This is a genomic window from Phocaeicola faecalis, assembly GCF_021730445.1.
GTDB lineage: Bacteria > Bacteroidota > Bacteroidia > Bacteroidales > Bacteroidaceae > Phocaeicola > Phocaeicola faecalis.
Genome location: NZ_JADNRM010000031.1, coordinates 1 through 12,810 on the forward strand (window position 1 = coordinate 1; position 12,810 = coordinate 12,810).

The window sequence follows — 12,810 nt, forward strand, 5'->3', positions numbered from 1 at the left end:
CACTACATCGTTTCCGATGAGGACGGAGTGAAGGAAGTGGACAAGTCACAGGTTCTTCTTGCTGAAAACGGCAAGGGAAATTTGTTGGAAAGCAGAGACGTCTTTTCCGGATGTCCGGCAGACTTAACGGAAGAAACAGAGGGGGAGTCCGCACAATCGGGAAGCGTTCGAAAGGTTATGAATACTGTAGGCTCGAAAGACATTAAAAAGGAAGCCGAACCAACATCTTTGGAAGATATCCGAAAGGAACTCGGAGTGAAGTCCTCGAAAGATATTGAAAATAAAGTCGGAGTGATATCTTTGGAAGACATCCGAAAGGAGCCTGGACTGAAATCCTCGAAAGATGCTGAAAATAAAGTCGGACCGATATCTTTGGAAGACACCCGAAAGGAAGCCGCGCCAATATCTTCGGAAAAAACTGTTAAAAAGGCGAAATCACGCTCCTTGATGCAGGAAGTGACCGCTTTTCTCACCTCCCGCTACCGCTTCCGATTCAACGTGCTGACCGAGGAAACCGAGGTGGCGGGCGTGGAACACAATATTCCCGATGACCACTTGCGCTACGCCAAGGTGGACGAACGGTGGATGAACTCGCTCAGTTTGGAGGCCACTGAAGCGGGCATAGACTGCTGGGACAGGGACATCCAACGCTTTGTGCGCTCGCGCCGCATCAGCGAATACCATCCCTTTACCGCCTACTTTGAGCAGCTTCCCGAATGGGACGGCACCGACCGGGTGTCGGCACTCGCCCGCAGGGTGTCCGATAACCCGGTATGGGTGAATGGTTTCCACCGCTGGATGCTGGGACTCTCTGCCCAATGGATGCAGTTCCGGCCGGATACCAACCGCGCCAACAGCGTGGCACCCCTGCTGGTGAGCAGTCGTCAGGGACTGGGGAAAAGTACGTTCTGCCGCCTGTTGATGCCCGATGCGCTGAAAGCCTACTATACAGAGAGTTATGACCTCAGTTCACCGGCATCCGCCGAAGCTAGGTTAGCTGCCTACGGCCTAATCAACTTGGATGAATTCGACAAGTTGGGTGCGTCCAAAATGCCCCTGCTGAAGAACCTGATGCAGGCTTCCGCGCTGAATATCCGCAAGGCCTACAAACGCAGTGCTTCGGCACTTCCCCGCATCGCCTCGTTTATCGGCACCAGCAACCGGGAAGACCTGCTGGTGGACCGCACCGGTTCGCGCCGTTTTCTCTGTGTCAGTCTGGAGCACGCCATAGACTGCACCACTCCCGTAGAGCATGAGCAACTGTACGCCCAACTCAAGGCGGAGCTTCTGTCCGGTGAACGCGGCTGGTTCAACAAGGAAGAGGAACAAGCTATACAGCAACACAACGCATTGTTCTACAAGCATGTACCCGAAGAGGAGGTGTTCCGCCTCTGCTTCCGCTTTGCCACGGAAGAGGACGAACCGCAAGAGGTGCTGACTCTTTCCGCCACCCAGTTGTTCGAGCGGATGAAGTCCGCCCATCCCTCGGCCATGAGGGGCATGACGGCCTACAGCCTGAGCCGTATCCTGCCCCAGTTGGGCGAGCGGGTACATACTGCCAAGGGGAATGTGTATCGGGTGGTGGAATGCTAGGCANGGAATGTGTATCGGGTGGTGGAATGCTAGGCAGGATACTCTTTGAGAATGTTTCCTGCCACGGATTTTAGTACAAAGCCTGGAAATTTCGGACAGTCCTTAAACTGTTGCTCAAACAAGGGGTAAAGACATAAAACCTTTTAACCTTTATCACCAAATAACATTTGTTCATTCTGATACCCATTAGTCGCATATTGGGGATAGTCATATACTTTATAATATAGTGCTTTACATTCGGAGTATTATCACTTTTGATTGTAATTACTGTTTCTAAATCTGCCCTCCTATACCCTTAAACTTCTCAACAAAAGAAGCTAACTTTTGGAATACACTTTGTTTTTTAGTTAAATATTGAGGGTTTAATGGACTCATTTTAGGCAGTATGCTATTGAGTTCTGTTCCGTTTTCGCTTGCATACTCATGCTTTAAAGAGGTTGCTATGTAACGTTTTGCCTCTTGCTCATTTAGATTCTCATCAACAATTAACTGTGCAGCCTCTACTCTCAACTTTTCTTGTGCATAGCTGTAGAACGAATCCAGAATGCTCGGTTTATCACAGATAGCGTCAATATCTGTTTCATTGATATAATCAACCACTAAGTTCTCTTTGGCTCGGTTTCCGATACTGGCACGAATAACACGACGAATTTCCTCTATCAATGTAACTTTGTCGCTGGTCTTTTTGTTATGTTCAAAGACTAGTTCGAGAATATAGTCAAGGTTTATCTCTTGAGATTTTAGCAAATCGACCTCAAAGACTACATCATCCCAATCGACCTTTGATTTCTCCTCTTCTTTGCTGTTTCTCTCCCGTCTAAACCAGTCACGAATATCATTATAAGTAGAGCGATAATCTTGGATTGTGCGATCAGGCAGTACCTCAATAGTTTGCATTGTGGCAATATCCTCGTCTGTTACGAAATAAGCCTCTTTGAATGCTTCAATGGCTTGAGGATCGTTTATGTCTATTGCTTGAAGTGCTTTAAGATGTGTAAATTCATCGTAGTTTTGCAGGATGTTTTCCACACGCAAATACTCACCAAATAGTTTTGTGAACTCCTTTTTATCTTTCTCTGTGACTATTTCCTCCGGATTTGGAAACTTTTCGTTTAGCTCCTTTACAACTTCTATATAACCTCTACGTGCTTCACCTGTAACAATGTCCGTAAAGCCTTCCAGATATTCTTTGTAGCTTTTTTCAAGTACTACATTTCTTGTGCTACTATCCCCGAATGTTCTGATAGCCTCAATGGTGGCAGCCTCCAAATCTCTAAAAGTGATGATATTACCAAAAGTCTTGGTAGCGTCATAAATTCGGTTGGTGCGAGAGAATGCCTGCATTAGCCCGTGGTAGCGCAGGCTTTTGTCTACAAATAACGTATTGAGTGTGGGAGCATCGAATCCCGTAAGGAACATGCCTACAACAATAACAAGGTCAACTTCTTTGCTTTTTACTCTTTTGGCAAGGTCACGATAATAGTTCTGGAACTCTTTACTATCAACGCCATAACTTGTTTTAAACATTCCGTTATAATCATCAATAGCCTTTGTTAGGAACTCTTTTGCACTCAGTTCCATAGCCGATGGCTCAAAGGTTTCATCCGGTATTTCACCTACTGCATTTTGCTCTTCATTGGCAGCAAAAGAGAAGATTGTCGCAATCTTGAGAGGCTTTTCACTATCCTTTTGCAGACGGTTCAACTCCTCGTAATAGCATTTTGCGGCATCGACATTACTTACGGCAAACATAGCATTAAAACCTTTGCCTCCTCCTTGGTTTCGGTGGGTTTTGATTCTGAAATTCTGCAAAATATATTGCGATATCTCTTTTATACGAGCAGGGTGGAGCATCGCTTTCTTATATTCGGCAGAACTTAGCTTTTCTTCATTTTGCTCTGATTCTATTTTTTTGAATTTGGGTCGGACATCGTTGTAATCAACCTTAAATTTCAATACCTTTTCATCTCTGATAGCATCGGTAATGACATACGAGTGCAATTCACGTCCAAACACACTTGCGGTTGTCTCATCTCCTAAAGCATTTTCGGGGAATATCGGTGTTCCGGTGAAGCCGAATTGATAGTATCGTTTAAACTTTTTTCTTAAGAGCTTTTGAGCCTCCCCGAATTGAGAACGGTGGCATTCATCGAAGATGAAAACGACCTGTTTTTGGTAGATTGATAGTTCACCTTCACTTTTCATTAAGTTATTTAGCTTCTGAATGGTTGTGACGATGATTTTATTATCATCCTTGTCGAGATTTCTTTTTAGCCCTGCGGTGCTTTCTGATCCGTTTACACTATCGGGGGAGAATCTTTGATACTCCTTCATTGTTTGAAAGTCCAAGTCCTTACGGTCCACAACAAAGAAAACCTTATCAATAAAATCAAGCTCTGTCGCTAGTCTTGCCGCCTTGAAGCTGGTGAGTGTTTTTCCTGAACCAGTTGTGTGCCATATATATCCGCCACCTTCGGGCTTAGACCATTGTTTAGCTTGAAAGGAACTTTTTATTTTCCACAGAATACGCTCTGTTGCTGCGATTTGGTATGGGCGCATGATGAGGAGCGTGTCACTGGTGTCAAAAACCGAGTAGGTGAGCAACACATTTAGGAGTGTGTTCTTTTGGAAGAATGTAGCCGTGAAATCCTTTAAGTCTTTAATCAGTGAATTATCGGCTTTTGCCCAGTTCATCGTAAAGTCAAAGCTGTTTTTGTTTCGCTCTACGGTGTTGGCAAAGTAGCGACTATCCGTTCCATTTGAGATTACGAATATTTGCAGATATTTGAATAGGGAATTTTTTTTGTTAAAACTCTCTTTTGTGTAGCGATGTACTTGATTAAAGGCTTCACGAATAGCTACGCCGCGCTTTTTTAACTCGATTTGCACCAATGGCAATCCGTTGACCAATATGGTAACATCATAACGGTTGGCGTGCGTTCCGGTCTGTTGGAATTGCGATATTACTTGGAGCTTGTTGCGTGCGATATCTTTTTTGTCTACTAAGTAGATGTTTTGAATATGCCCATCGTCGAACACAAAGTCATAGATATGGTTATCGTGTATCTTCCTTGTTTTTTCGACAAGGTTGTCACTTGGTTTATCCAAATACTCCTCCACATAGCGAGCCCATTCGCCATCACTAAACACCATATTGTTAAGCTCCTGAAGCTGTATTCTTGCGTTAGCAAGCATCGCTTCAGCATTTTTTAATGTGGGATTCTCATAGCCTTGATTGATTAGGTCCTGTATAAACTCACGTTCAAGGGCAAACTCCGTTTGATAACCAACAGGAGCCTCACTCATCATTGAGTACTTGGCATAATCTTCAAGAACTATGAAGTTTTTTGATTCTGCTATGGTTTTATACTGTGTCATTTTGTTTTTCTTTATAGTAATTGTTATCAATAAGGTGTTTTAATAAATATTTCACAATCTGCTTCTCTGGTTCCGTAGGTTCCGGTACCACCTCATTTGACAATGTCGAGTGACTTGTGAATTGAATTATCCTATTGTAGTAGACTTTTTTGTCATTAGGCAACAAATCAGACCATTGTGGATACCCTAAGAAATTTGCCGTTTTCTCATAGAGATTCCGTAATAGTATGAAGTGATATTTTTGAATGCTATTTGTTGTAATTGCTTCTTCAATTATATGTTTTAAATAGAGATGGTAGGAGAAGCTTTTGTTAGAATCACCTTTCTTCTCTTTTAGCTCATAAGTGCCGTCATCTTGCTTGTCAAGCATATAACAGATTTTATTCCCAATTTCATTGATTAGCACATTGATGAATAGCGGATTATGTGTTGTTATGATGTAATGCAAATTTAAGGGGCTTGATTTTATTAATTCTGCAATATTAACAGCTAACTCAATCAAGTGATTATCATCTAATGAGCTGACAGGGTCATCTATAAAAACATACTTCAAGTCGTTAAATCTATTCGTTTCTCGTTCCGCTGGTTCAGGTTGGTTCAAGACTTCAACAACTTGTTTCAATAGGCTGTAAAATATGCACCAGATTAAACAACTTTCTTCCCCCTTTGATATCTTTATATTTTCAACATTTCCATCATTGCCTCCGTCAATAGAGAAAGTAATTTCATTGTATTGATCATTAAAACGAGGTGTTAGTTTATCATTGGTATAACGTTGAAAGTGGGCTATTATATTCGTATCCTGTCCTTGTTCTGCAAGTACCCAGTCGGTAAAGCTATTTGGGTGTATTTTTAGTTTGCGTATTGCATCTAAATCTGAGACAGCCTCTAAATCATTATCCCAATAAAATAAGTCTTCGGTAAAGGCATTATAGTAAAGTATTTCTCCTATAGAATCATTTTGTTCCTGTTTGTTCTCTGCTGCATTAGCATCTGTTGGTGCTATTAAAGTCTTAAACTCACGGGACAGCCGTGTTTTTCCTGTGCCATTAAAGGCATAGATTAACTGTACTTTGTTTTTGGCATCTCTAAGCGTTTGCGCTATTTCTGTTAATGTCTGTCCCATATTATGCCTTTACTTTATCTTTCGGAAATGTTAATAACATATCTCGGTAGTATTCATATTGTTTTTGTCTTAGTTCAATCTCTTTGGGTAGACCTTCACTAATTGACGTAGTAAGGGTATCGAATTTGTCGAGGATTGCAACGATACGTTCTTGTTCTTCAATAGTTGGAAGTGGAATTTGTATTTTTGACATATCCGTAGCAGAAACATCGATGACCTTTGTGCCCTTTGCATACTTTCTTTTCTGACTTGCAAATTTTTCTGTTTGTGTAAAATAAGCTAAATATTTACCTGAGATATACTTTGAGGGTTTGAAAATTGTAGCATGTCCACCTGTTACAGCTTGGTCTTCACCTAAATAAACCACAGCCTTCCCAACATCTTCTACATTTTCACTGGTATTCGTTATAACAACATCACCATTATTAACTTTTCGTAATTTTTCTGCCGTTTCAATGGAAACAAAAGAAATCGTTTTGGATGTGTAGGTGCCGTAGTAAGTATAAATCTGGCCATAATGAATTGCAGGGACACCTATTTGTGTGAAGTCTTTTTTCTGTAATCCATTACCTCTTACTAATTCGCCAATTTCCCCTAATGGCATCCACTCAACCGCCTCCTTGTCAAAATTAAAAAGCTCTTCACGATAGTAGTTATACTGCTTTTTACGAGCTGTAAGCTCCGCTGTAAGCTCCGCTGTAAGCTCCGTAAAAGTATCTAAAATACGAACAATTTCTTTTTGAATTGCAAGTGATTTTTCAGGATTTTCCGGACATGGAATAGGAACTTTAAGTTTCTCTTTAAGGATATTTGAGCTTAAGTTTGGTTGAGCACCTCCCCCTGCCAAAAGATTCATAAAGTCTGTTTTAGTAAGCAGAAAATGATACAAATAACGATTGTTGACTATCGTTTTATTGGGTATAAATTTGCCTACACGCTGATTTAGATAAGCTGTTTCATTAAGATTGTAATAACCAATTTTACCAGTAGTAGCACCAGACATAGCAATTAGAACTTCACCTTTTGCAATAGAGTAATTGAGTGGATTCCCACTGTTATAGTCAGTAGGGGCAAAGTATTTAACATCTGTCAAATCAACATTTGTTCCATCAATATTGGTTATTCTGACAATAGGAAGTCCCTTGTTTTTGAATAAATTACTTTTGAATGCAAATCCATTTTGGAAATCACAAATATCTCCAAGCACTTTCCATTCAACAGTAACGCCATCTAATAATTTATCTAAATACCTCATGCCTCAATCTCCTTTACAATAGCATCAATATCAGCTCGGAGTGCATTTATCTTCTTCACGGTTTCTGAAATCTCTGCATTCAACTTTGCAATATCCACCACCTCACGATTATCTTTAGCTTCCACATAAGAACTAACCGAAAGGTTATAATCGTTTTCAGCAATGAGTTTGTTGTCTACGGTTTTTGCTATGTATTCAACATCTTCTTTACGGTCGAAGATTCCCATAATCTTCTCAATATGCTTATCCTCAAGCACATTGTTGTTAGTTACTTTCTTAAAGAAGTCTTCGCCACTTGCATCTATAAACTGCGTTTTTGTGTCTCGCTTGTTTTTGGCAAGAACCAAGATATTTACAGCTATCGAAGTGCCATAGAATAAGTTCGGAGCTAAAGAAATTACGGTCTCTACAAAATTATTATCTACCAAATACTTTCTAATTTTCTGTTCTGCACCTCCACGATAGAAGATGCCGGGAAAGCAGACAATAGCCGCCCTGCCTTTGCTTGAAAGGTAGCTAAGTGCGTGCAGCACAAAGGCAAAATCTGCTTTTGACTTAGGGGCAAGCACACCGGCAGGGGCAAAGCGGTCGTCGTTGATAAGTGTGGGGTCATCCGAGCCAATCCAATTTACCGAGTATGGTGGATTAGATACAATGGCATCAAAAGGCTTGTCATCACCAAATTGAGGATCTCTAAGCGTATCGCCAAGTGCAATATTAAACTTGTCGTAGTTGATGTTATGCAAAAACATATTCATACGAGCAAGGTTATAAGTGGTGTGGTTTATTTCCTGACCAAAGAACCCCTCTTCAATAACATGATTGTCAAAGTGTTTTTTGGCTTGTAAAAGCAATGAACCCGAGCCTGCGGCAGGGTCATATATCTTATTAACGCTTGTCTGCTTGTGCATGGCAAGTTGTGCAATGAGTTTGGAAACGTGTTGGGGCGTAAAAAATTCACCTCCCGACTTTCCTGCATTAGCTGCATAGTTAGAGATAAGAAACTCATAGGCATCGCCAAATAGGTCTATCTGGTTATCCTCGAAATTACCAAAGTTCAGCTCTTCTACCCCTTTCAATACGGCCGCTAAACGGCTATTCTTATTTTCAACCGTATTGCCAAGCCGTGTGCTGGTAGTGTCGAAATCGGCAAACAACCCTTTTATATCTTGCTCGGATGGATAACCATTTGCAGAACTCTCAATTGCATCAAAAATGGCTTTGAGGTCTGTATTAAGATTGGGATTTGTATTGGCATTCTTTGCAACGTTTACAAAAAGCTGACTGGGATAGATAAAATACCCTTTCGTTTTAATTGCATCATCTTTAATCTCCGGCGTTATTATGCTGTCTGGTAAATTGGCATAGTCTACGCTATCATCACCTCCCTCGATATAGTTCGTGAAATTTTCACTTATAAAACGATAGAAGAGTGCACCCAGTACAAACTGTTTAAAATCCCATCCATCAACGGCACCGCGTACCTCGTTGGCTATTTTCCATATCTTAGCTTGCAATTCGGCTCTTTGTATTATACTTGTCATACGAATTCTTTTAAATCTTACTTACTCTTGTTTAGTAATTCCCGTCTATCAACGTCCAACAATTCCGCAATTTTGGTTAATGTACCTAAATCCGGCTGTGAGGCATTAGAACACCACTTCGATACCGTTGATGGGTCTTTGTCTAATTGCTCTGCTAACCATTTTCCTGTTTTTTTCTTTTCAACAAGAACCACTTTTATCCGATTAATATCTTCCATTATTCTCAATTGTTATTGTGCCTAACACAAAGGTATTGAAAAATACGATAGTTTGTATCATCTCTCTAAGTAATTATTTAGCAATCTGTTTAAAAGCAGGTATAATTCGGATCAATCTGAAAACCCTGTGGGTGATAAGCATGACCTTTGAGTTGCAATGCTGACGTCCAATCAGGTGTTCGTCTGATGTACTTGATTTATAATACTTTGGAAGGATGTATGTTTTTAGCATTGCAGACTTTCAATGTTTCTCAAATATTATACCCACATACTTTTTGACTTGACCCCCTATAATTCTATTTGTATTTGTAGAGGTAAAAGAAAAGACGACAAACAATTTTCATTGCTTGTCGTCTTCTGTCGGAATGAGGCGACTCGAACGCCCGACCCCTACGTCCCGAACGTAGTGCGCTACCAACTGCGCTACATTCCGTTTCTGTTTTGCGAGTGCAAAGGTAAATCATTTTTTTGAAACCAAAAAGAATTTGGTAGAAAATTTGCAAAAAATTTGTAGATTCAAAAAATATGCCTACCTTTGCAACCGCAAACAAGAAACAATGGTGCCATAGCTCAGTTGGTAGAGCAAAGGACTGAAAATCCTTGTGTCCCCGGTTCGATTCCTGGTGGCACCACTTTTTAAGAAGGAAAAACGATGTAAATCCCTGAATTTCAAAGAAGTTCAGGGATTTCTCTTTTCCAAGAATAGGCAAAATTAGTGGGATTGAAGCAAACCATACGTCCTTATTCAAGGGACTGGTTTTAAAGGCTCAGTTGTAATTCCCTCAAGAATTACAACTGAGCTGGGATTTTTCTTTAGCGTATAAAGCACAGAGAGTTTTTCTACCTCTTCGATACTTATATTCATATTTCCATTTTCTCCCACCATTGTTCCACAATTGTTCCATCTCATACTTATGCTCAATCAAAAGACAGAGAGCATTCCATATTTGATAAAGTCCTTTTCCTATCAAAGACTCTATAGCTTCCGAAGTCGGTATTTGAAAGTCTTTTTCCATGATGAATTGTAATAACTTGATTGATAAGGCAAAAATAGCTTGTTTTTTATTTGTTCCGTTATCCAATATAGCTAATTTTGTAAAAGGTAAATATAAATACAACCCAATGATACGATTGAAGATAAATAAAATAAAATTTAATGGAGTTATATAGAACAAATAACTAACTTTGTATTCTAATTATTTGAGATTCATGCTGAATACAAAAAATATACAATCACTTATTGATAGCGGAGAGGGCTACAATGTAGAATTTAAAGTTCGTGTCCCTTCAAAGGTTCGTGAACTGACAGAGGAAATATGTGCTTTTGCCAATGCAGACGGAGGATATTTGCTTATTGGAGTAGATGATAACGGACAAGTGGTAGATACTAACTTAGAAAACGATAAGCGTTCTGCCATTCAAGGGTCTATCAGTGAAATATCTCCTACACTCCACTGTGAATTGTATTCGGTAAATATTGAAGATAAAACTATTTGGGTGATTGATGTTCCGTCCGGCAAGGACAAACCTTATATATTTTCCGGTTCTATCTATGTGCGTGAGGGAGCGAACTCGCAAAAACTTCGCACAGCCGAAGAAATGCGCAGCTTCTTTCAGGAATGTAACAAAATCTTTTTCGACCATATACCCTGCCATTGGTTCAATATCTACACGGATGCGGATGAACAGATGATTAAGGATTTCCGAACAGAAGCCAAACTTAGTCCATCCACACCCGATAAACAAATATTTGAGAACTTGGAATTGTTTACCGAGAATGGAACGGCAAAGAACGGTGCAGCGATGTTCTTCGGAAAACAACCTGAACGAAAGTTTCCACACGTTGTTACAAGATGTGTTCTTTTCAAGGGAACGAATAAAGTCTATATTATAGATGACAAAACTTTCGGAGGTTCATTGTACCAACAGTATTTACAGGCTATGTCTTGGCTGAAAAGCAAACTGCAAGTAGCTTATAAAATAGAGGGAACAGGACCAAGAGAGGAAATTTGGGAAATCCCTCTGACCGTATTTAAAGAAGCTATTATAAACGCCCTGTCGCACCGTGATTACTACGAACAAGGCGCAAGCATTATGATAGAAATGTTTGACGACCGGGTAGAGATTTCCAATCCCGGAGGACTTCTACCTGTTGTGGCTAAAGATTTCGGACATAAAAGTATGACACGTAATCCGCTAATTTTCGGTTTATTTACCCGTATGCACTTGGTTGAAAGAGTTGCATCCGGTATTCCTCGTATGCAGGAAGCCATGAGAGAAGCAAATCTTCCTGAACCGGAATTTCATACGGACGGGATGTTTACGGTTATATTCAAAAGAGGTATCAGTATCAAGAATGATACTGTAAATGATACTGTAAATGATACTGTAAATAATGCTGTAAATTCCAAAGAGCAGGAAGTTTTAAATATCATTAATCAATATCCGGGACTTAATTCGTCTAAGATTGCTGAACTAATAGGAAAAAGTGTACCTACTGCTAAACGTTATTTAAATTCTTTGGTTAAATTAGGACTGATAGAATTTAGAGGAGCACAGAAAACTGGAGGTTATTTTCTTTTGATTTAAAAATATTTAGCTTCGATAGGGAATTTTTGAAGATATAATTTTAACATTATCAAAACCATTTGCATCAAGATATATACGTAATGATTTTTTTGTTCTGTCTATACTATTAGCTGGACCTATCCAAATTTCTTTTAATACAGATTTCGGAAAATAATTTTTAATATATGGTATTATAAAGTTATTTTGATAACGATACTCTATCTTTTCTTTTGCTATTTGTAATAGACGCACTTCATCTTCATATTTATAATATGGATTCTTTACAAGAAACATTGCTCCTACAGATACCAAACTAAAAGTTATTATATTTTCCATTATATCAATAATTAATTTACCAAACATTTTGATAGCATCTTCTTTATTTGTCAAATTCAAATTCTCATTGATACTTATTGGTTCTTTTAGCAATTGACTTACTATATTTTTATGTGTATTATCTACGTAAATACACCTATACATAAAATCTGAAAAATCATTCAACAGTATTTCCTTATCAAATCCTAGCGCAATACCATGTCCTTTTCTTCCATACATTTTCCACATTGGTAAACTATCTTGAGATAATGAAAAAGATGTAATAAAAAAATCTTTTTTTATCGCTTCTTCTATTTTCTTATTTTCTGATGAAGAAACTCTTTTTTTATCGAGAGATAACTTAAATGCTTTGTCTATAAATTTTCGTCCAGTTCTTACTTCATCTGGGTCATTCATATATTCACAATTAGAAGCCCATAAGCAAATTTCTTTATTTAATATGGGATTTTTAACTATAATACCATTAAATAAAGCTTCTATATTTGTATACTGATATACAATTTTTACATTATTAGGCACACTTACTACCGATTGTATATAATCAATTAATAAATTATTACCCGTATTCTTGTTTATATTCAATATTTTTTCTAGTTCCATAAATATATTTTTATTCTATGATACAAAGATACTCATTCTCAGGTAATAGTAAGATTATATCCTTTTTATTTCAAAGATAGGAAAAATGATTCATTTTTCCTATCTTTGCATGTTTGCCCTGCATGTGTAGTAACTATAGGGTGCAAGTCCCGAACGAGCCCTGATAGTGGGAATCGTTAGCCAAGAGCAAGG

General features: G+C 39.0%; 8 protein-coding genes, 2 tRNA genes and 1 pseudogene. 3 read left to right on the forward strand and 8 right to left on the reverse strand.

All coding sequences use genetic code 11. The annotated features are described in order from the left end of the window. On the forward strand, positions 1-1,593 hold a 1,593-nt coding region (locus tag IR173_RS17515; protein WP_237040802.1), incomplete at its 5' end, for a VapE domain-containing protein. A 273-nt stretch (positions 1,594-1,866) separates the two neighbouring features. Here the strand turns inward: IR173_RS17515 and IR173_RS17520 are convergent. The 6 genes from IR173_RS17520 to IR173_RS17545 all read right to left on the reverse strand — a co-directional run bounded on the left by IR173_RS17520 (position 1,867) and on the right by IR173_RS17545 (position 9,547). Then, entirely contained in the window at positions 1,867-4,971 is a 3,105-nt protein-coding gene (locus IR173_RS17520; protein WP_237040803.1) for a type I restriction endonuclease subunit R, read from the reverse strand. Further along, positions 4,958-6,097, reverse strand: coding sequence for an AAA family ATPase (locus tag IR173_RS17525; protein WP_237040804.1), 1,140 nt, complete (start codon positions 6,095-6,097; stop codon positions 4,958-4,960). The genes IR173_RS17520 and IR173_RS17525 overlap by 14 nt, the downstream gene beginning before the upstream one ends. Before the next feature lies 1 nt (position 6,098). After that, complete coding sequence (locus tag IR173_RS17530; protein ID WP_237040805.1) at positions 6,099-7,352, reverse strand: restriction endonuclease subunit S; 1,254 nt, start codon at positions 7,350-7,352, stop codon at positions 6,099-6,101. After that, a complete protein-coding gene (locus tag IR173_RS17535) occupies positions 7,349-8,896 on the reverse strand; it encodes a type I restriction-modification system subunit M (RefSeq protein WP_237040806.1) in 1,548 nt (515 codons plus the stop codon). The genes IR173_RS17530 and IR173_RS17535 overlap by 4 nt, the downstream gene beginning before the upstream one ends. A 17-nt stretch (positions 8,897-8,913) precedes the next feature. After that, positions 8,914-9,114 (reverse strand): helix-turn-helix transcriptional regulator, encoded by a 201-nt coding sequence (locus IR173_RS17540; protein WP_237040807.1) that lies wholly within the window; start codon positions 9,112-9,114, stop codon positions 8,914-8,916. Positions 9,115-9,474: 360 nt separating this feature from the next. Beyond that, positions 9,475-9,547 (reverse strand) — tRNA-Pro (locus tag IR173_RS17545). Between the two features lie 126 nt (positions 9,548-9,673). Here IR173_RS17545 and IR173_RS17550 point away from each other — a divergent pair. Then, positions 9,674-9,746: transfer RNA gene (locus tag IR173_RS17550), tRNA-Phe, on the forward strand. A 171-nt stretch (positions 9,747-9,917) separates the two neighbouring features. Here the strand turns inward: IR173_RS17550 and IR173_RS17555 are convergent. Beyond that, positions 9,918-10,130 (reverse strand): annotated as a pseudogene (locus tag IR173_RS17555) (DUF3788 family protein); the annotation flags it as partial. Positions 10,131-10,323: 193 nt separating this feature from the next. Between IR173_RS17555 and IR173_RS17560 the strand changes: the two are divergent. Beyond that, positions 10,324-11,703 (forward strand): AlbA family DNA-binding domain-containing protein, encoded by a 1,380-nt coding sequence (locus tag IR173_RS17560; protein ID WP_237040808.1) that lies wholly within the window; start codon positions 10,324-10,326, stop codon positions 11,701-11,703. 6 nt (positions 11,704-11,709) lie between these two features. Here IR173_RS17560 and IR173_RS17565 read toward each other — a convergent pair whose 3' ends face one another. After that, positions 11,710-12,618, reverse strand: coding sequence for a DUF2971 domain-containing protein (locus IR173_RS17565; protein WP_237040809.1), 909 nt, complete (start codon positions 12,616-12,618; stop codon positions 11,710-11,712). Positions 12,619-12,810 lie beyond the last annotated feature (192 nt).